The sequence below is a fragment of the Bradyrhizobium genosp. SA-4 str. CB756 genome, from assembly GCF_000473125.1.
Classification (GTDB): Bacteria; Pseudomonadota; Alphaproteobacteria; order Rhizobiales; family Xanthobacteraceae; genus Bradyrhizobium; species Bradyrhizobium arachidis.
In genome coordinates this window covers 4,651,661-4,671,450 of sequence record NZ_KI421499.1, presented here as the reverse complement: position 1 = coordinate 4,671,450, position 19,790 = coordinate 4,651,661, and the positions used below count along the sequence as shown (strand labels likewise).

The following is a 19,790-nucleotide window of genomic DNA, read 5'->3' as shown; positions in this document are numbered from 1 at the left end:
GACCCAAACGCGACGTCACTGCTCCGGCACTCCAGCCAAGCCCAGCCCCTCATACAGGTGCTCGCGTCCGGCGAGGTAGGTCGGGTTGTCGCTTGGCAGGTGGGAGCGCACACGGCGGATGGAGAAACTTGGATTGAGGGCAAGTGCCGCCCGGGCCGCGCGCTTAGCCTCTTCGATCGCGCCGAGTTGTGCCAACGCAGCGGCCAGCCAAAAATGCGCGAGCGGATGATTTCGATTGGCCTCAATGCTGCGGCGTAGGCAAACGACCGCCTCTCCGTACGCGCCAAGGTGAAACTTGGCCATTCCGACGATCATCAGCCAAATATAAGAACGGGTATCGCGAGGAGACAAACGAAGAGCCTCCTGCACATCGGCTTCGGTCTCTCCCGCACGGCCGATGTACACCTTGGCGAGACCGATCCAGGCGTGAGCATGGGCCAAATTGCGATCCAGCGCGAGGGCTCGTTCGCATTCAGCAATACCCTCAGGCACGCGGTTCGTAAGAACCTGGACGACGCCCAGTCGTAAGTGCGCCAACGCATGCTGAGGAGCCAGCGACAAAACCTCATTTATGGTCGCCTCAGCCCTCGCAAGGCGCGGAGCTGGTTCGTCGGTTAGCAATGCGGCGACTGCTGCTTCATCCAGACCTGCGCGGCCGACCAGCGCGTCGATGCAGCCCGGGTCTAACACCAAGGCTCCCTCGAAAAAGCCGCGCGCCTGCGTCAGGTGCTCTGGCGTAGTGCCTCTGTTCGCGATAGCGACGCCCTGGAAATAAAGATCCATCGCGTCTGGATCTACGGAGCGCTGGGCTCGCCGCGCCTCTGCTGCAATGAGCTCGGCATTCAGCGCACTGGCCAGCCGAGCGACGATCTCGTCTTGCATGTCGAAAAGATCAGCGAGAGGTTTGTCGAACCGTTCGGCCCAAAGGTGACTGCCACTTTCGCTATCGACGAGCTGAGCGTTCACCCGAAGCCGATTGCCGCTTCGCTGGACAGATCCTTCAAGCACGTAGCGCACGTTCAATTCGCGCCCAATCCTCTTCAAGTCGATCGTTGCACCTTTGTACGTGAATGCTGTGTGCCGGCCGATTACAAATGCACCGGATATGCGCGACATGTCGGTGGTCAGGGCCTCTGTGACGCCGTCCGCGAAATACGCTTGCTCCGGACCGCCACCGAGATTGGCAAAAGGCAGCACAACGATAGAGAGGCGAGGTGGAGAGGATGATGGCGGGGGTGCCCGTTGCGTCCGTGGCGACGTGCTCAGATCGTCCCAGATTAAAGCGTAGGACCGCACGGCGCGGTCAATATTCTTGAGAGTTCGCTCGCCGAGATCGATGAACTCGACCCCGGCCTTGCCGCGGACATGATCATACGCAGAAGACGAAATACAGATGCCGCCGGGTTGCGCCAAGCTCTCGAGCCGTGCTGCGATGTTGACCCCATCTCCAAAGATGTCATGCGGCTCGACAATTACGTCGCTAATGTTGATCCCAACCCGGAAGGCAATGCGCCGTTCTTCAACGTCATGAGCGGTCAGCTCCTTGACGCGGCTCTGGAACTGCACCGCAGCTCGAACCGCTGCGACGGCGCTCGGAAATTCTGCCAAGAACCCGTCGCCAGTATTCTTGACGATCCGGCCGCTGTGCTCGGTGATTGCTGGATCAACCGCCTCCGCTAGGAGCGCGGTCAGTTTGGTGTGCGTCGCCTCTTCGTCATGATGCATGAGCCTCGAATAGCCGGCCACGTCGGCAGCCAATATAGCCGCCAACCTGCGCTCGATCCGCCCTAGCCGCTCCTGCGCCATGGCCCGCGATCCACTTTGGACGCATTGTACGATGGATTGGATGAAATTCCCACCGGACCGATGTGCTGTTAGGCCTTCGCCGTCTTGCCTCCCAAGTGCTGAACGTCGGCGTTCCGGCCGCTAGCGATCTCGTGACGGGCGGTGCCGGGAAGCCCGCGTGTGACCTGTTGCAGACGAGGTCTCATTGCTTCGTGAGAGCAGGGCAACTGCAGCCTAGGTCGCCGTGCCGGCGCACGGCAGAAGAGCGGATCACAAGGACCGTTCGCGCGACGGCGATGATCTGCGCGCTGCGCTTGACCCGCGCGCAAGATGCATCTAGGAACAAAACCGCTGGTTGAGCGTTTGTTTTCATTTACGCCTGGGTCGAAACAGAGCCTTGGAGGCCAAATGATTACCGCCGCGCAATGCTTGGAAATGGCGCATCGATACAGGACACTCTCTCAAACATCCGGCATTTCCAAAGACCGCGCTTTCATCATGAAGAACATCGCAAGAAGCTTTACTGGTTTGGCAGGTCAATTGGACCGACTTGATGCGCTCACGAGAGACGAACAGCCGACATAGTCAGCCGATGCGGACGGCGCGCGAGCGTGAATCCGCGAGGCTGCCGAGCAGACTGAGGATGTCGCCGAACTCCCGGAGGGTTGCCAGCCGGTATCCGTGAGGGAGGGGATTACCTCGAAAGAGGCCCGACAAGCACACCCTTGAAGCACTTGTCAGAGCGCTCCTGTTCCCGGATAGCATTGCGGATGGGGCAAATTGAGCCGATCCGCCGCCGCCATCAATCGCCGATCCGTCACGTGCGCCCGAACCACGTCGACGAGGACGATGGTGCAAGATTTTTCCGCGGCCTGCTGATTGCCGCGGGGCCGAGCCTGCTGCTTTGGCTATGTCTCGCGCTCTCATTCAAAATGATCCTCGAGGTCCATCTACTTCCCTGAGGGAAGCGAACGAGCGGCTCTTAGGGAGTGCATGCCCAAGCTTGCGGGACGCTCCTCGGCCTTGAACGCGTGGGCCATGTGATGCGACAATCGTAGAGCGAGCGCCACGACGATCAGCGTTGGATTGGCTTGACTGGACGTTGGCAACACCGACGTGCTGCACAGGTACAGGTTCGCGATGCCAAAAGCGCGAAGGTCCCTGTCCACAACTCCGTCCTTTGCCGATGAGGCCATGCGGGTCATGCCGAGTTGATGCGTGCCATCCTTGGCCTGCCGCAGAATGGTCTTTTGTTGATCGGATGGGTTACACCGCAGCACCATCCGGGCGAGACTTCCCCGCTTCAGCCATTCCGACATTCGCTGGTGTGTTCTCTCCAGGGATGCTGCGTCCGCTTCCGTAAAGCGCAAGTCGATCGCAATCCGGTTCATGCCCAACCGATCGACCTCGCCTGTCAAGGTTACCCGGCTCTCCCGATTGGGCAGATGCTCGGCATGATAGGCGAGCCTGTACTGCGAGCCTTGGTTGCGTATCAGGAAACCTGGAGGCCGAGGGTCTGCGTACCACCGCTCCAAAAGCGAGTTCGCGTCAGCCAGAATGCTCTTGAAGCCTGCTGGCGCGAGGTTTCGCAGATGTGCCCCGGCAGTGCTTCCGAGACTATTTTCGCTGTATCGGCGCCGAATGACTTCCGGCAAGATTGCTCGCCCGAGGCCGTTCGCGCCGGATAACAAGAACACCAGCGAGAGCAGCGCTCGTTGATGCCTCGCGTCTGCAATCGCGCCTTCCGGCCATAGAACCGTGTTCGACAGCGCCCATTTTTTCTGCGTCGCCTCGCTCGGCTGGAATCGGCGGCGGGTATAGGTTCCGTTCGCATCTTTCCGGAAATCGAACAGGTCTACGTGTTGCGGCTTGAGAAATCTGACGTCCGCTATCGAGCCCATCAAATGGCTCATGTAGTATCGCCCAAGGGGGCCAGCTTCGCCGCCGAACAGCCTGGGGCGATCGCGCTGCATATTCAAGGCCAACCTTGTCGTCTCGATCCCTCCCGCCGCAACAACGAGCATTCGAACGGGTAATCGGGACAGTTTCGATCCGTCCGACGACGCCACGGCAAGTCCAGTGACGACACCGTCGCCGGAGAGGAAAACCTCGGTCACCACCGTGTTCAGGCACACTCTGATCCGGGCGGATCGAACGGCGGCACCACCGTGCCGGACCTGGCTACGCCTCTCGCACGCGAAGCGCGCAAGACTCGTGCACGAAAACTCATCGCCAGATTCATGAGCTACGTTGGCCGCAATGAACTCCGCAGGGCCTGCGTCAAGAAAGCGACTGGCCGGTTCAAGGAACGGCGATACATCCTCGTATGTGATCGGCCACACTCCGTCGCTTACAAATTTCCGCTCCTTGAAGTCGATCGGATCGTAGGCCACGCAAGCTCCGGCCCAAAGATTGGATGTTCCCCCGAACATTTTTGCCGATACGGCCTCGAGCGGGCCGTGGGTTGCCGGCGTGCGGAGTTGCGCGGTGAACAGACCGTCCACGGATCGGCGTCGCCTCAGACCTCCAGCTTCGAGGACCTGACTGGAAATTCCCAGCCGATCGAGCTCGAGCGCGATTGCGAGACCTACAGGACCCGCTCCGATGATCGTGACTTCGGCAGCGTTCTGCGATCTATCGAAAGCGTCCCCAAACATTGGGTATCCTTCGGCGATTTAAGGACACAATCTGCGTGGGAATTGCGGTTGCAAGATGGATACGCACGATCAAGGGAGGCGAACAGCCCCTCCTGAGCGGAGCGAGCGTCACCGGGTCTGCTTGCGCGATGCGGCTTGAGGAGCGCGGCTCCTCATTTTGCAGACCTCAGCTGAGATCGATGCGACGTGAAGCAGGCTCGATGGAGACCCTGCCTGCGCCTTCGACGAGTGACGTCCTCAGCAGCGCGATCTTCCGGTCGAGTTGCCACACCTCGACATTGCCGCGCAACGCGAACTGCTGCGCATGGACGAGCGCGGCTGCATCGGAGGATGCCTCGAAGGCCTCGGCGGATTGGAAGATGCCGTTCGCCCCGACGAGATAAGCGCGATATTGCAGCGTCATGTCGGCGCTCTCAGACCGGGAGAGCTGAGCCATGCATCGATCTGCATGGCTGTTTCGTCCTGTTGCGCCCTGCGAAGTAACATCTCGCGGCGATGGCTTGGAGGAAGCAGGCGCGCCTCTTCGCGCAGACAATTGATTTCGTCGACGAGCCGCTCTCTGAGCGATCGAGTTTGTTCGCAGTGACTGCGTTTCATGCCGAAGCTCCCTTGTTCTGACAGGGCGGGAGCGCAATTGGCGTTCTCATCACCGATAGAAGCCACGGGCCGGGCGGTGATCACGAACCATACCATAGATCAGCAGCATGTATGTCCACAAAGACACTTTGTTCGCGCGGAATCTGCCAAGCCTGGGTTGCTCGCAAACTACCTCAGGGCTGCTTCCATAGTCCGCCCCGCTGGCACGCTCGATAGGGCGGCGCCCCGTTTGTTGCCGGCTGCGACCGGCTTTTTGGGCTTGACCACGATCAATCCGTCGCGAATGGCCTGCTTCCGCGCCTGCTTTCGCAGGCGCCGCACGGCGTCGGATTTTCGTCGCGCCGTCGCGGCCGACGGCTTCTCGTAGAATCGTGCGCGGCGCATCTCCTTGAAGACGCCTTCACGCTGCATCTTCTTCTTCAATACGCGCAGTGCTTGATCGACATTGTTGTCGCGGACGAAAACCTGCATCGGCGGCTCCTGTATTGAGGCTGCCTTGGTCAACCACGACTGCGCGACAGCCGCGTGCGCAGGGATGATTGGATCTCGCGAAGATCTCGCCGCTCACACGAGATGTCTTCAGGTCTGAGTCTCCAGGCGGGCAAAGGTTCCGCGGAAGCCCACGGCCGCGATTAAATCTGCCCGAAGCCTTGCTAATGCTAATGGCGAGGTATACCGTCCCTTTGTTCGTTCAGCCGCTGTGCCTTGTTGAATGCGCCCGCGGGCTCCTTTTTCCAGAGACATCGACGAATTGAATCGGTTCTGCGTGAGCGTCACGTGGAATGCGCGCCTATGCGCTTTGGAGAGAGAAATGACGACAGGTACTGTGAAGTGGTTCAACGGCCAGAAGGGCTTTGGATTCATTCAGCCCGACGACGGCGGCAACGATGTGTTCGTTCATGTCAGCGCAGTCGAACGGGCGGGTCTTGCGGGGCTCGCCGAGGGCCAAAAGGTCAACTTCGAGACCAAGACCGACAAGATGCGAGGCAAGGTCAGCGCTGAGAATCTCTCGCTGGCTTGAGTTTTCCTACGCCGTTTCACGGATGTACTGAAACGGCACGCGGCCCGCTCGATCCCGGATCGAGCGGGTTTTGCCCGTTACCGAAGAGGGTGAAAGACGAGCGCCAAGAGATGAGCGCCAAGAGATGAGCGCGAAGAGATGAGCGCGAAGAAATCGGCCGAACCGTCAACAGAGTCCATCGCGCGGACCGAGCGTCGCCGCCTGGCCGCCGAAGAGGGCGCGCGGGCGATGGCGGATGCCGAAAGGCGGGCGGTCGATGTCCGCAACAACATGGCGCGGCTTCGCGAGCTGCGCGAGGCCAGGGACGCGGCCGACGGAGATCTGCGTGCATCCTCGTCGTCGGCACCTGCACTGAAGAAGCGCAAGAGAAAGCTGTCGCGATAGCCGATTTCAACCGCGCGATGAGAGGGCTCGACATGCCAATGAGTGCGATCCGTGCCTAGGACCAAGCCGGATGGCGGCAGCACAATCACCTTCTTTCTCGCACTCGGCGCCGGCCGACAGATGTGCCGTCTCGCGACGACATTTCAGACGCAGAAGCAGGCCTTTAGCTATCTTCAGAAGTACCGGACGGAGTTTGAGCGCATCGCACGGGCGCGCCTCGAGTCAGGCGAGCTCGAAGACGGTGTCGTCGTTCTCTCGATGCTCTAAAGCATGATCCGGGCAAGTGCGCAGCGGTTTTCCGAAAAAGATCATGCTCAAACGACGACCTCAGGCGCGATGACGATTCATCCAGATCTCATCGCGCTTTAGGCGACGAGAATGCCGCGCGAAAGATCGGACCGTCGGCATCGCGCACCTCGATAGCCAGACCGCATCCGGTCGCGGACGGTGGAAGGTCCTTTGCGGTATCGGCAAGCGACAGCGCGGCCTCGATCTCGGCGGCCCTCTGGTTCGCCAGGGTCAGTCCCTCTTCGTCCACAGAGAGTGCGTTGCCGTCTCTGACGTCGAAGTAATAATGCGGCACCGGCATTCCCTTATCTGGGGCGGTTTCCCTGCTTGGCCTCTCGGGCCAGTCGTTCTGCTTTCAGGCGCTCGCGATTTTCGTGAAGGGATTGTTGCGCCTTCGCATAGTCGGTCATCGGCTTCTTCGTTTCGACCGGCTTGAACGCTTTATGGGCCTCCCGCAGAGCCCGGGACGCGGGATGATCTCTCATCATCTTGACCTCGATTGGGTGGACAGGCGCGATCTCGAAGCGCCGGACCTGGCGTTTCCAGCCCGCGGGCTGGTAGCGATCGACTTTGTCGTCGGATGGCCGCCTGCGATTCCACGGGCGTGCAGGGAATAACGGGACGGGACCTCGTCGGTTCCTTGGAGCCGGCCTCAATTCGGCATCGATCGCCACCCCCGGTTGCTCAGCGGGCCTATCTGCTGCGGGACGCGACCGCCAGCTTCATTCCGCCGCGAACTGCGTCAGCGTCGCGCTGCGCGGGGCGACGCGAATGAGTGCCTCGCGCGCCTCGATCTACGGATCCGATCCATTGTTGAGACCCGCGAAAGCGCGCTGACACCGTGGGTCCTGTCACCACCCAAAATCAAGTCGCCACACTCCGGTCCGATTCCGCTGACAGTTCCACTGCACTTGAAATCGACCCTGCGGCTGGCACGAAGTTCACGGTGGTCCCGCCGCATTGTCAGGAGATGTGCGAATGCTCGGCGCGAACGAAGGGGAGATCAAGAAAATCTCCCGGCAAGAAGAATCCCAAGGAGCTCCAGAAGCGATGCAAAGATGGACCAGCGCGGATGCCTGGACGGTCTACCGGCTTCCCTTCAACGATCTTCTGTTTCGTGCGCAATCCGTGCATCGCAGTCATTTTGACCCAAATCGCGTGCAGCTCAGCCGGCTCTTGAACATCAAGACCGGGGGTTGCCCGGAGGACTGCGGCTATTGCAGCCAGTCGTCGCATCACGCCACAAGCGTAGCGGCCTCCAAGCTGATGGAGGTCGAGAAGATCGTGGCCGAGGCCCGCAAGGCCAAGGCGAGCGGCGCGACGCGGTATTGCATGGGGGCGGCCTGGCGTAACCCCAAGCCGCGCGACATGGATGCGATCGTCGAGGTCGTCGGCGCCGTGAAGCAGCTCGGGCTCGAGACCTGCATGACGCTCGGAATGCTCGACCGCGCTCAGGCCGACCGGCTGAGCGCGGCCGGGCTCGATTACTACAATCACAATATCGATACCTCGGAGCGCTATTATCCGAGCGTCATCTCCACCCGCACATTCGCCGATCGTCTCGATACCTTGGAGCATGTCCGCGAGGCCGGCATGAAAGTGTGCTGCGGCGGCATCCTCGGCATGGGTGAGAACGAACAGGATCGCGTCGACATGCTGGTCACGCTCGCCAACCTCCCGGAAGCGCCGGAGAGCGTACCGATCAACATGCTGATCCCGATCCCGGGAACGCCGATGGCGAAAGCGACGCCGATCGGACCGATCGAGTTCGTGCGCATCGTCGCGCTGGCGCGCATCATGATGCCGGCCTCCTTCGTGCGACTCTCGGCCGGCCGGTCGGCCATGACCGATGAGATGCAGGCGCTGTGCTTCTTTGCCGGCGCAAACTCGATCTTCGTCGGCGACACGCTGCTGACGGCAGGCAATCCGCAGAACGAAGCCGATCGGAAGTTGTTTGGCAGGCTCGGGCTGGAGGCGCTGTGAGGGGATCGCTCTGGAAGGCCACCGAAACCGGTGGCCTTCCTCTGCGAGCGACCCGTCATGCGGGAGCCGTCACTGCGGGGCGTTTCACCAGTGCAAAGGCCGCGGCAGCCAACAGGCAGAGGATTCCGGCAAGAAGAAACGCCGGCACATAAGTCCCCAGCACATCTCTGCTGACGCCAGCGGCAAAGGCCATCAGGCCGACGCCGAACTGATGGGCGGCAAAGGAGCTTGAATCACGTCCTGGGCGCCGCCATCAACCGTCATGACTTATAGCCTTGCCGCTAATGTTCTGAATTTACTTCCGCTTTCGGCGGCATAGCGGACTCTGCCCGGAATTGCCGTTGGCTGAACCAGGCGCGAATGACCCAGAAGAGACATACGCCGCTCGGATCATCTGCTTAACGTGAGGCCGCCGATAATCCTATAACGCTTCGGGGAAGACATAATTCTGCCAGCTGCGCATACGCAGAAGTATCTTCCGCAACAGTGACAACTCGTGAAAATGTTCGGTATAGATGGCGGCCTCGCCTGCCGAGCCGAGCGGCACCTTGTAACCGGATATGTCATCGACGAGGTCAAGCCGAACAAGAGCCCGGCCTTCGGGCAGCCCCTCGACACTATATAGCGTACCCGAGGTTTGAAGCTGGCCAGCAGCAACCACATCAATCACGAGGCTGACCTTGGCCTTGAAGACACGACCCGGTACGGCTTTGAACAGAACTTCGGCCTCATTGCCAATATTAACACGCTGCAGGGCGTTTTGCTGGAACGCCGCTACCAAAGCCCGGTCCGTTGGGCTGTCATTGACGAAAACCATGGCTGGACGGAAGGGGGCCGGGACCACATAGACGCCCGGCCGCAGTGCCAGCTCGGCGACAAAGCCGCCTGTAGGGGCTCGAACAACGGTCTGGTCTAGATCGTATTGAGCATCGGCAAGCTCGTTGCGTAAACGCACAATGGCCGAGTGTTCACCGTCCACGGTCGCGCCATACGCTTGCCGGGTACGATCTTCTGCAGCAATAGTCTCGGCCGTCGCCTGTTTTGACGCATCCAGATTACGCGTGGCGGTGTCCAACGTCGCCTGCGCGACCACGTTCTTCTCGAACAGCTCCTTCTGCCGGTCGTAATTGATCTGGGCAAGCTCCTGGTTGGTCTTCGCCTTTGCGGTCGCCGCTGCGGCCTGATCGACGGACGCCTTGAGCTGGGCGACATTGGCCTCTGCGTCCGCTAGCCCCGCCCGCTTTTCCGCGACGACATACTCGTAAGGCTTGGGATCTATCTTGAAGAGAACGTCTCCAGCTTCGAGGTGCTGGTTGGTATGGCCCTGAACCGGTACCTCGATCACCCTACCTTTAATGGAAGGTATTATGGCCACAGTGGTGAAGTAAATGCGCGCGTTGGTCGAAAACGGTTGGTTGTAGGCCATTGTTATGAACAGGAGCGCAAGGCCGAAGATGCCACCGAGAGCCGCTGTCGCAAGGGTCCATTGATTGACTGGGATTCTGAAAATCTTGAAGATGGCAATGCAGATCGCCACGTAGGTCAATGTGAGCAAGATTTCCATCAGTGCCTCCTGAGGAACGCCTGACCTTGTCACAAGACTTATCTCGAAATTCCTGGCGCCTTTGATCTAGATCAAGAATGGCTCTCGCCTGGTATAGGCTGTATCATGTCGGCTCATGGCCCCTTTGAGACACGCCGACGGACCTCTCGATGACTGCTCGTCGGGGAAGAGCGGAAGTGGTTGGCGCACTGTCAAAGCGACGCGAGTGAGCCCAAACGGACAACAAGCACTAACGGACTGGGTCGTACCGTACTGCGCGCGACATCTTTCGGCCTGTCGACGAGTTGATATACGTCGAGGCTCTCGTGCTTGCCTTTGACGAGATGCATTCCCCGGCTGATGCAGTGAAAGCCGTCCGGGAGCATCTCAAAGATCTCGCGGCTAATCAGGGTGATCGACTCGGCATCGGGATCAATGACCTTTCCGAGGCTTTCCAACCGTTGCGTTGCGTTCACGGCGTCGCCGACGATCGTGTAGTTGATCCGGTTGGGCGCGCCGATGTCACCAACGATGACGGTTCCGATATGAACGCCGATCCGGATGCGAACCGGCTCAAACCCTGTGGCGACCCGTCGCTCATTGTCCGCCGCAATAGCCTGCTGTATCGCCGTGGCCGCCCGACACGCCGACGCGGCCGGATTGTCCACGCGGCCGGGCGCACCCCAGAAGGCCATGACGGCATCGCCGATAAACTTGTCGATGGTCCCGTCTTCCTGTTCGATACAGGCGGAGACAAGAGCGAGGTGTTGATTGATGAAATCGGCGACCTCACCAGCAGTCATGTTTTCGCATGCAGTCGTAAAACCGACGATGTCGGTGAACATGATGGCGAGCTTTCGTTCCTCTGTGCCGGCGCCGACCCGTCCTTCCTTGATAAGGCGCGTGACCAGCGTGCGCGGGACGTAGCGGCCGAAAGCCCGCAGGCCATCAAGCATCGCGTTGAATGACTGCGCGAGTCCGTTGATCTCGCGAATCCGGCTGTACGCCAGTGGCCCAACCTTGTCGAAATCAAAGGTACCAATCGCTGCGGCGCCCCTCGCGGCTCGTCGGATTGGGCCGGTAATCGCCCCAGCCATCAGCGCGGTAGCGATCAGTGATACCCCGAGCATGGCAAGAGCGATGATCGACGCCCAATAGAAGAGTCGAAGGGGAGCGTCGACCGCGCGCGCCAGAACGTAGACGCCGATGGTGATCGGCAGGTCGCTGTATCCGGAGATCTCGCGCGCAAAGACGAAATAGCGCTCGCCGTCGACCGTATGCTGACGTGCCAAATCGCCTACAGGCGGCGTTATTCCGGCTTCGTCGAGCGGCGGTAAACTGGAAAAATTTGCGATTACCCGGTCGCCAAATGTCCGAAGCATGAGCAACGGAGTACTTTCTGATTGCTGCCGGCTTCCATCGATCGCAAACCGGTGTGCGAGAACGCGATCCTGCCCATATAGCATGAAGGCTACTGAACGCGGCGGATCGCTCAGCTCCGTTGCAAGCTTTGACAGGGCTCGGGTAGAGACCGCGATGGCGAGAAACCCCACATATAGATCTCTCTTCCAAATGGGAACGCGATAGTTCAGGGAAGTCGTCTGTGTCGGCGCGCGAAATACCGGCGGTCCCCAATACGAGTCTTTGCGGGTACGAATCTCGTCGGCGACCTCGGCGAGTTGACGGTCCGAGGTGATGTCCAGACGGTCCAGTCGAAACTCTGTATTGGTTTTGCCACGCACGACGCGCAACGCGTTGCCGTTAGAGTCGGCAAGGATGAGCCCGCCGATCTGGGGGGCCGCCGCGATCGCGCCGCTCACGAAATCTCCGAGAGCGGGGTCGGAGAATAGATAGCGACCGTCGCCGATTGCCGCCGCAATGAAGGTTGCCTGATCAACCACCGCGTCCAGGTGTCGCCGCAGCGCCATCTCCTGTATAGTAAGCCCGCGCGCGATGAGCCGGGTGGCGAATTCATCTACGACACTGCGGCCGGTGATCCAATTCAAAGCCAGAATTGAACTGACTGAAACCAACACAAGCAATCCCATGCTTAGCAAGAGCGTCGGCATCAGTCCCAGCCGAGCATTATCTCGGCTGGACGAGATGCGTTTTGGTTCGAGATCGCTCATGTTGATGGTAGCGGCATTGGTCCACCTTAGCTTGTGAATGGGCCTGCCTTCCAAGGCCAGCACTATATCCCGCGCGACTGGCCGGCGCGGCACTCAAGCCTGCTGCGCCCGCTCATTCTGATCGGGCAGAATTCGTTGCCGATGTTCCGCCTCGGGGTATTCCTCTCATTCGCCGCGCATTGGTTCCTGTTCAGGTTGAAGGCGGTATCGACACCCAGATCCTAGTCATCGTTGCCGGCATGACGGCCATGGTGGGCCTGGAATGGCCATTGAACAGGTTCAAAGGCTTTTCCGGACCACCTCGCGCGGTCCAAGGCGGCCACGCCGGCATCGGCCTGATAGAGGATGGAGCCCGAAAACCGCTGTTTGCTGCGGCGCATGAGTCCGGAATTGGCCCATCGCGTCAGTTAGCTGAGCTGCAAACCCTAGGCGCTATCGGTGCATAGCGGACTCCGGCGAGTCGTCCGCCCGGTTAATTTATGGGTTCATGGCCTACAAGCTTCTCTGCGGCGCATCCTTCGAGACGCCCGCCTATGGCGGCCCTCAGGATGAGGTCGCATTTCGCGGCGAGATTTTAGACCCCTCATGGTGAGGAGCCCGCCAAAGCGTGCGTCTCCAGACGATGCTTCGCATTGCGAGTGAACCATGCAGGCCGAGTTTGCCCGGCAGCTTCCAGCTTTCTTATGCGAAACCGGCGGCGCCTCGACCCGAGTTTTACTCTTTCGGATGATGCCATATTACCCCTGTTTTGCCCGACGCGTCAAGCAATAATTCGTATAATCAGAAATTACGTTCGGGGCCGAGAGGTTGGCTACTGTGCATGGGGTTGTTTTCAACTTTTGAGTCGGGCCTGCGACCGCACGACCTTGCCCATGCAAAAAGGGCCGCCCGAGGGCGGCCCTTTCGTCTTGATTGAAGTGGCTCGCTTACTCAGCGGCCTGCTTCTGCGGCGGATCGAGCGCGCCGGACTTGTGGATATCGGCGACCTGGTGGTCCGAGAAGCCGAGCACGCTGCGCAGGATCTCGTCGGTGTGCTCGCCGAGCAGCGGGGAGCGGGTGACCTCGCTCGCGCTGTCCGACAGCTTGATCGGGTTGCCGACCGAGATGTACTTGCCGCGGGTGGGGTGATCGACCTCGACCACGGTGCCGGTGGCGCGCAGCGACTGGTCCTCGGCGATCTCCTTCATCGACAGGATCGGGCCGCAGGGGATGTCGTCCTTGTTGAGGATCTCCATCGCCTCGAACTTGGTCTTGGTCATCGTCCACTGCTCGATGCGGGCGAAGATCTCGTTGAGGCGCGGCAGGCGGGCCGCCGGCTTGGCGTAGTTCGGGTCGGTCTTCCAGGTGGGCTCGCCGATCACGTCGCAGATCTTCTCCCAGACCGGGGCCTGGGTGATGAAGTAGATGTAGGCGTTGGGATCGGTCTCAAAACCCTTGCACTTCAGGATGCGGCCGGGCTGGCCGCCGCCGGAGTCGTTGCCGGCGCGCGGCACGGCATCGCCGAACGGAATGCCTTCGCCGAACTGGCTGTACTCCTTGAGCGGGCCGTGGGCGAGGCGCTGCTGGTCGCGCAACTTGACGCGGGCGAGGTTGAGCACGCCGTCCTGCATCGCGGCGGTGACGCGCTGGCCCTTGCCCGAATGCGTGCGCTGATAGAGCGCGGTGACGATGCCGAGCGCCAGGTGCAGGCCGGTGCCGGAATCGCCGATCTGCGCGCCGGTGACGAGCGGCAGGCCGTCGCGGAAGCCGGTGGTGGAGGCGGCGCCGCCGGTGCACTGCGCGACGTTCTCATAGACCTTGCAGTCTTCGTACGGGCCAGGGCCAAAGCCCTTGATCGAGGCGACGATCATCTTCGGGTTGATCGCCTGGATCTTCTCCCAGGGGAAGCCCATGCGGTCGAGCACGCCGGGGCCGAAATTCTCGACCAGCACGTCGCACTTCTTGATCAGCTCGGTCAGGACTTCCTTGCCCTTGGGGTTCTTGGTGTCGAGCGTGATCGAGCGCTTGTTGTGGTTGAGCATGGTGAAATACAGGCTGTCCACGTTCGGGATGTCCTGCAGCTGGCCGCGGGTGATGTCACCCACGCCCGGGCGTTCCACCTTGATCACGTCGGCGCCGAACCAGGCGAGCAGCTGCGTGCAGGTCGGTCCGGACTGGACGTGGGTGAAGTCGAGAATGCGAACGCCCGTGAGCGCTTTGGTCATCGTGTTGCTCCGTACTCTGTCTGCCCCCGCAAACCGCAGGGAATAAGGGTTGAGGGGTGGACTTACTTCTTCTTCTGCAGAACGCTCTGCGGATTGAGGTTGCCGATGCGGCCGCTCTCCGAGCCCGCGGCCGGATCGATCACCGCGTTGATGAGCGTCGGCTTGCCCGAGGCCATCGCCTCGTTGACGGCGCGCTTCAGTTCATCCGGCGAGGTCGCATTCACGCCGACGCCGCCGAAGGCTTCCATCATCTTGTCGTAGCGCGCGCCCTTGACGAACACGGTCGTCGCGGGATCGTCGTTGGCGCCGTTGACGTCGGTGCCGCGATAGATGCCGTCATTGTTGAAGATGACGACGCAGATCGGCAGGTTGTAGCGGCAGATGGTCTCGACCTCCATGCCGGAGAAGCCGAACGCCGAGTCGCCTTCCACCGCGAGCACGGGATGGCCGGTCTCGAGCGCAGCGGCGATCGCCTGGCCCATGCCGATGCCCATCACGCCCCAGGTGCCGACGTCGAGACGCTTGCGGGGCTTGTACATGTCGATGACGCCGCGGGCGAGATCGAGCGTGTTGGCGCCTTCGTTGACGAGGATCGCCTCGGGGTGATCCTTGATCACGTTCTTCAAGACGCCGAGCGCGCCGTGATAATCCATCGGCGATTTGTTGTTCATGAGCTTCGGCGCCATCTTGGCGACGTTCTCGTCGCGCTTGGACGTGATCGCCTTGGTCCAGTCGGCGGGCGGGGCGGTCCAGCCCGTCGCGATCGCCTGGTTGAAGGCGGAGACGACCGAGCCGATGTCGCCGACCACGGGCGCGACGATCTCGACGTTGGAGTCCATCTCGCGCGGCTCGATGTCGACCTGGATGAACTTCTTCGGCGTCTCGCCCCAGCTCTTGCCCTTGCCGTGCGAGAGCAGCCAGTTCAGCCGCGCGCCGATCAGCATGACGACATCGGAGTCCTTCAGCACGGTCGAGCGGGCCGCACCAGCGCACTGCGGATGCGTGTCGGGGAGGAGGCCCTTGGCCATGCTCATGGGCAGGAACGGCACGCCGCTCTTCTCGACGAAGCTCTTGATCTCCTCGTCGGCCTGCGCGTACGCCGCGCCCTTGCCGAGGATGATGAGCGGGCGCTTCGCGCTCTTGAGCACGTCGAGCGCGCGCTTGACCGAAGCGGGCGAGGGGATCTGCGCGGGCGCAGCGTCGATCACCTTGACCAGCGACTTCTGGCCGGCATCGGCGTTCATGACCTGGCCGAACAGCTTTGCCGGCAGGTCGAGATAGACGCCGCCCGGACGGCCCGAGACCGCGGCGCGGATCGCGCGGGCGAAACCGATGCCGATGTCCTGGGCGTGCAGCACGCGATAGGCCGCCTTGCACAGCGGCTTTGCGATCGCGAGCTGGTCCATTTCTTCGTAGTCGCCCTGCTGGAGGTCGACGATCTCGCGCTCGGACGAGCCGGACACGAGGATCATCGGATAGCAGTTGGTGGTGGCGTGCGCGAGCGCGGTGAGACCGTTGAGGAAGCCGGGCGCCGAGACCGTGAGGCACACGCCGGGCTTCTTGGTGAGATAGCCGGCGATGCCTGCGGCGTAGCCGGCGTTCTGCTCGTGACGGAAGGAGATCACGCGAATACCCGCGGCCTGCGCCATGCGGCCCAAATCCGTGATCGGAATGCCCGGCACATTATAGATGGTGTTGATGCCGTTCAGCTTGAGCGCGTCGATGACGAGATGGAAGCCATCCGTCAGTTCCTGCTCGGTGCCCGGTGCCTCGGACTTGGTCGCGGTATTCAGCATGGGCCTTGTCTCCCTGGTCTCAAGTAGTGGGGCGAGTTTTTCGCCCTTCTGGTGAAGGTTGCTAGGTGAACAGTTACGTGAACAGTTCCTGGCCGTGCGCTTCGACGTAAGCGGCAAGGCCAAGGGTGTGGTCGCGGGCGCGCTTCTCGGCGAGCTCGGTGTCGCGCGCCTCGAGTGCTTCGATCATGGCGAGATGCTCGGGCAGCGAGGTCGCGGTGCGGTCCTTGCGCCCGATCGTGAGCTGGCGATAGCCGCGCACGTGCAGCAAGAGGTCGTTGGTGAGATCGACCAGAACAGGCGATTCCGACAGCGAGATCAGCGCCTGGTGGAAGGCGATGTTGGCGCGCGAATATTCCTCGACGTGATCCTCGGGCAGGCGGTCCTTGCCGAAGTCCTTGAAGAAGTCGCGCAGCGCCGAGATGTCCTTCTTGCGCGCGGTGGTGGTGATGAGGCGCGCGGCCATGCTCTCCAGCGCCGCCCAGGCGCGGATCATGTCGACGATCTCGCTCTTGGTCCTGCGCACCACCATGATGCCGCGGCGCGGCACGGTCTTCACGAAACCGTCCTGCTCCAGCATCGCGATGGCTTCGCGGATCGGCGTGCGGCTGACACCCAGACGCTCGGACAACGCGCGCTCGTCGAGCATCACCGGCTCGGGCGTCGAGTAGATGTCCATCTTGAGGATGGCTTCCTTCAAGGCGTCATACGCCTTGTTCTTGAAGCTGCTCTCCGGGGCAATACGAACGATTGCGATATCTGCCTCGGCCATGTTCGGCAACGCCTTGGTTGGTTTCCGCAGTGACACGACGAATCTCCTCCAGTGGGAGTCGTCTTTTACAGGATTATTAACGGGAAAGTTTTTGGCATACCACATGCCAGAATGTCAAGCTGCCTATTTTTTGCGGCGTTCTAAGTCGCGCGGCGACTTGACAAGTTGGCTTCTGGCATACCAAATGCCATCGCCAGCCATTTTTGATCCAGGGCGGCGGAGTAATGTCGGCCTTATGCCACTCCGTTCCGCCGCATGGAACAGAGCGCGGCGAATGGCAAGCATCACGGGCAGCCGCAACACGCGCGCGCTTTGCAAAGAACGAACTTAGGTCAAGGGAGAAGCCATATGTCCAATTCCAAAGATGCCGTCCGCAAGGTGCTTGACCAGGTCAAGGCGGACAACCGCACCAGCCTGACGGCCCCGGAAGGCAAGCTGGTCTGCGACGCCTACGGCATTCCGGTGCCGAAGGAGGGCGTGGCCAAGTCGGCGGGCGAGGCCGGCAAGATGGCCTCCGCGATGGGCTTCCCGGTGGTGATGAAGATCGTCTCGCCGGACATTCTCCACAAGACCGAAGCCGGCGGCGTCATCGTCGGCCTCAAGACGGCCGAGGAGGCCGAGAAGGCCTACGAGACCATCCTCGGTAACGCCAAGAAATATAAGTCCGATGCCAAGATCGAAGGCGTCCAGGTGCAGCAGATGCTGGCCGGCGGCACCGAGGTCATCGTCGGTTCCATCACCGACGCCTCGTTCGGCAAGCTGGTGGCCTTCGGCCTGGGTGGCGTACTGGTCGAAGTCTTGAAGGACATCACCTTCCGCCTCGCGCCGGCGACCAAGGAAGACGCGCTCTCGATGCTCGACGGCATCCAGGCGCATGAGATCCTCAAGGGCGTTCGCGGCGGCGAGCCGGTGAACCGCACGGCGCTTGCCGACGTCATCGTCAAGGTCTCGCAGCTCGTCACCGATTTCCCTGAAATCGTCGAGCTCGACCTCAACCCGGTGTTCGCAACGCCGAAGGGCGCGACCGCAGCCGACGTCCGCATCGTCGTCGACTTCGCCTATGTGCCCAAGCCGAAGCCGCGCCCGACCGAAGAGATCGTCGTGGCCATGAACCGTATCATGCAGCCGAAGGCGGTCGCCGTGGTCGGCGCCTCCGCCGAGGACGGCAAGATCGGCAACTCCGTGATGAAGAACCTCATCAACGGCGGGTACAAGGGCGAGATCTACCCGATCCATCCCAAGGCCGCCGAGATCCTCGGCTACAAGGCCTATAAGAGCGTCAAGGACGTGCCCGGCGTGATCGACGTCGCGGTGTTCGCGATCCCCGCCAAGTTCGTGGCCGCTGCGCTGACCGAATGCGGGGAGAAGAAAATCCCGGGCGCGGTGCTGATTCCGTCGGGCTTCGCCGAAGCCGGCGCGCCGGAGCTGCAGGCTGAGATTGTCGAGGTCGGCAAGAAGTACGACATCCGCCTGATGGGGCCGAACATCTACGGCTTCTATTATACGCCCGCCAATCTCTGCGCGACCTTCTGCACGGCTTACGACGTCAAGGGCCACGCGGCGCTGTCGTCGCAATCGGGCGGCATCGGCATGGCCATCATCGGCTTCTCGCGCTCGGCCAAGATGGGCGTCTCTGCGATCGTCGGTCTTGGCAACAAGTCCGACATCGACGAGGACGATCTGCTCGCCTTCTTCGAGCAGGACCCGAACACCAACCTGATCGCGCAGCATTGCGAAGACCTCAAGGACGGCCGCGCCTTCGCGGAAGCCGCCAAGCGCGTCTCCAAGAAGAAGCCGGTCGTCGTGCTCAAGGCCGGCCGCACCTCGGCCGGTGCGAAGGCGGCCTCGTCGCACACCGGCGCGCTCGCCGGTAACGACCGCATCTATGAGGATGTGTTCAAGCAGTCCGGCGTGATCCGCGCCCGCAGCTTGCGTCAGCTGCTCGAATTCGCCCGTGGCGTGCCGGTGCTGCCGACGCCGAAGGGCGAGAACGTGTTGATCATCACCGGTGCCGGCGGCTCGGGCGTGCTGCTGTCGGACTCCTGCGTCGACAACGGTCTGTCGCTGATGTCGATGCCGCCGGATCTCGACGCGGCCTTCCGCAAGTTCATCCCGCCGTTCGGTGCGGCCGGAAATCCTGTGGATATCACCGGTGGCGAGCCGCCGATCACCTACGTCAACACCGTGAAGCTCGGCCTGTCGGATGAGCGCATCCACGCGCTGATCCTCGGCTACTGGCACACTATCGTCACCCCGCCGATGGTATTCGCCCGCAACATGGTCGAGGTGAAGAAGGAGATGGAGGCCAAGGGCTTTGTGAAGCCGATGGTCGCCTCGCTCGCCGGCGACGTCGAGGTCGAGGAAGCCGCCGAATATCTCTACCAGCACGGCATCCCGGCCTACGCCTATTCGACCGAGCTTCCGGTCGAGGTGCTCGGCGCCAAGTACAAGTGGGCGCGCGGGGCAGGGCTGCTCTGAGACGAAGACGCCGCTTCGGCTTGATCCGGAGCGGCATTTCTTCAGGTACGTCGTTCCGGGGCGATGCGGAGCATCGAACTATGGTGCGCAATTGCGCACCTGAGAACCTCGAGATTCCGGGTCTGGTCCTTCGGACCATCCCGGAATGACGAACCT

The 19,790-nt window shown here is 61.5% G+C and carries 17 protein-coding genes; 6 read left to right on the top strand and 11 right to left on the bottom strand.

The window, feature by feature from the left end; all coding sequences use genetic code 11:
• Nucleotides 1-15 precede the first annotated feature (15 nt).
• From BRAGE_RS0122900 to rpsU, 4 genes are all read right to left on the bottom strand, one after another.
• Nucleotides 16-1,806, bottom strand: coding sequence for an adenylate/guanylate cyclase domain-containing protein (locus BRAGE_RS0122900; RefSeq protein ID WP_027558850.1), 1,791 nt, complete (start codon nucleotides 1,804-1,806; stop codon nucleotides 16-18).
• Between the two features lie 929 nt (nucleotides 1,807-2,735).
• Nucleotides 2,736-4,442, bottom strand: a complete 1,707-nt coding sequence (locus tag BRAGE_RS0122890) for a GMC oxidoreductase (RefSeq protein WP_027558852.1) — start codon at nucleotides 4,440-4,442, stop codon at nucleotides 2,736-2,738.
• Between the two features lie 166 nt (nucleotides 4,443-4,608).
• Nucleotides 4,609-4,878, bottom strand: a complete 270-nt coding sequence (locus tag BRAGE_RS49115) for a hypothetical protein (RefSeq protein WP_035729980.1) — start codon at nucleotides 4,876-4,878, stop codon at nucleotides 4,609-4,611.
• 329 nt (nucleotides 4,879-5,207) lie between these two features.
• Nucleotides 5,208-5,510, bottom strand: a complete 303-nt coding sequence (gene rpsU / locus BRAGE_RS0122875; RefSeq protein ID WP_027558853.1) for a 30S ribosomal protein S21 — start codon at nucleotides 5,508-5,510, stop codon at nucleotides 5,208-5,210.
• A gap of 340 nt (nucleotides 5,511-5,850) precedes the next feature.
• On the opposite strand from rpsU, the gene BRAGE_RS0122870 reads away from it, so the two are divergent.
• The 3 genes from BRAGE_RS0122870 to BRAGE_RS0122860 all read left to right on the top strand — a co-directional run bounded on the left by BRAGE_RS0122870 (nucleotide 5,851) and on the right by BRAGE_RS0122860 (nucleotide 6,711).
• The gene (locus tag BRAGE_RS0122870; protein ID WP_027558854.1) at nucleotides 5,851-6,060 is read left to right on the top strand and encodes a cold-shock protein; all 210 of its coding nucleotides are present in this window, start codon (nucleotides 5,851-5,853) and stop codon (nucleotides 6,058-6,060) included.
• 138 nt (nucleotides 6,061-6,198) lie between these two features.
• Nucleotides 6,199-6,444 (top strand): hypothetical protein, encoded by a 246-nt coding sequence (locus BRAGE_RS0122865; RefSeq protein WP_027558855.1) that lies wholly within the window; start codon nucleotides 6,199-6,201, stop codon nucleotides 6,442-6,444.
• Between the two features lie 42 nt (nucleotides 6,445-6,486).
• Nucleotides 6,487-6,711, top strand: coding sequence for a hypothetical protein (locus BRAGE_RS0122860; protein ID WP_027558856.1), 225 nt, complete (start codon nucleotides 6,487-6,489; stop codon nucleotides 6,709-6,711).
• An 88-nt stretch (nucleotides 6,712-6,799) separates the two neighbouring features.
• Here BRAGE_RS0122860 and BRAGE_RS0122855 read toward each other — a convergent pair whose 3' ends face one another.
• Both BRAGE_RS0122855 and BRAGE_RS56855 read right to left on the bottom strand, forming a co-directional pair.
• A complete protein-coding gene (locus BRAGE_RS0122855; protein ID WP_084334256.1) occupies nucleotides 6,800-7,033 on the bottom strand; it encodes a DUF6894 family protein in 234 nt (77 codons plus the stop codon).
• Nucleotides 7,034-7,037: 4 nt separating this feature from the next.
• A complete protein-coding gene (locus BRAGE_RS56855; protein ID WP_027558858.1) occupies nucleotides 7,038-7,220 on the bottom strand; it encodes a hypothetical protein in 183 nt (60 codons plus the stop codon).
• Between the two features lie 562 nt (nucleotides 7,221-7,782).
• On the opposite strand from BRAGE_RS56855, the gene bioB reads away from it, so the two are divergent.
• Nucleotides 7,783-8,715: a biotin synthase BioB gene (bioB, locus tag BRAGE_RS0122845; protein ID WP_051378499.1), complete on the top strand. Its 933-nt coding sequence runs from the start codon at nucleotides 7,783-7,785 to the stop codon at nucleotides 8,713-8,715.
• Nucleotides 8,716-9,136: 421 nt separating this feature from the next.
• On the opposite strand, the gene BRAGE_RS0122840 is transcribed toward bioB, so the two are convergent.
• A complete protein-coding gene (locus BRAGE_RS0122840; protein WP_027558860.1) occupies nucleotides 9,137-10,279 on the bottom strand; it encodes an HlyD family secretion protein in 1,143 nt (380 codons plus the stop codon).
• A gap of 191 nt (nucleotides 10,280-10,470) precedes the next feature.
• Entirely contained in the window at nucleotides 10,471-12,387 is a 1,917-nt protein-coding gene (locus BRAGE_RS0122835) for an adenylate/guanylate cyclase domain-containing protein (RefSeq protein ID WP_084334260.1), read from the bottom strand.
• Nucleotides 12,388-12,420: 33 nt separating this feature from the next.
• Here BRAGE_RS0122835 and opgC point away from each other — a divergent pair, with 33 nt between their 5' ends.
• Entirely contained in the window at nucleotides 12,421-12,612 is a 192-nt protein-coding gene (opgC, locus tag BRAGE_RS49105; RefSeq protein WP_027558862.1) for an OpgC domain-containing protein, read from the top strand.
• Nucleotides 12,613-13,313: 701 nt separating this feature from the next.
• On the opposite strand, the gene frc is transcribed toward opgC, so the two are convergent.
• The 3 genes from frc to BRAGE_RS0122820 form a co-directional block, all read right to left on the bottom strand.
• Nucleotides 13,314-14,591 carry a formyl-CoA transferase gene (frc, locus tag BRAGE_RS0122830; protein ID WP_027558863.1) on the bottom strand — a complete coding sequence of 426 codons (1,278 nt, stop codon included), beginning with the start codon at nucleotides 14,589-14,591 and terminating at the stop codon, nucleotides 13,314-13,316.
• 62 nt (nucleotides 14,592-14,653) lie between these two features.
• Nucleotides 14,654-16,387, bottom strand: coding sequence for an oxalyl-CoA decarboxylase (oxc, locus tag BRAGE_RS0122825; RefSeq protein WP_027558864.1), 1,734 nt, complete (start codon nucleotides 16,385-16,387; stop codon nucleotides 14,654-14,656).
• A gap of 73 nt (nucleotides 16,388-16,460) precedes the next feature.
• Nucleotides 16,461-17,156 carry a GntR family transcriptional regulator gene (locus tag BRAGE_RS0122820; RefSeq protein WP_167336571.1) on the bottom strand — a complete coding sequence of 232 codons (696 nt, stop codon included), beginning with the start codon at nucleotides 17,154-17,156 and terminating at the stop codon, nucleotides 16,461-16,463.
• 348 nt (nucleotides 17,157-17,504) lie between these two features.
• On the opposite strand from BRAGE_RS0122820, the gene BRAGE_RS0122815 reads away from it, so the two are divergent.
• On the top strand, nucleotides 17,505-19,634 hold the full coding sequence (locus BRAGE_RS0122815) for an acetate--CoA ligase family protein (RefSeq protein WP_027558866.1): 2,130 nt from the start codon (nucleotides 17,505-17,507) through the stop codon (nucleotides 19,632-19,634).
• Nucleotides 19,635-19,790 lie beyond the last annotated feature (156 nt).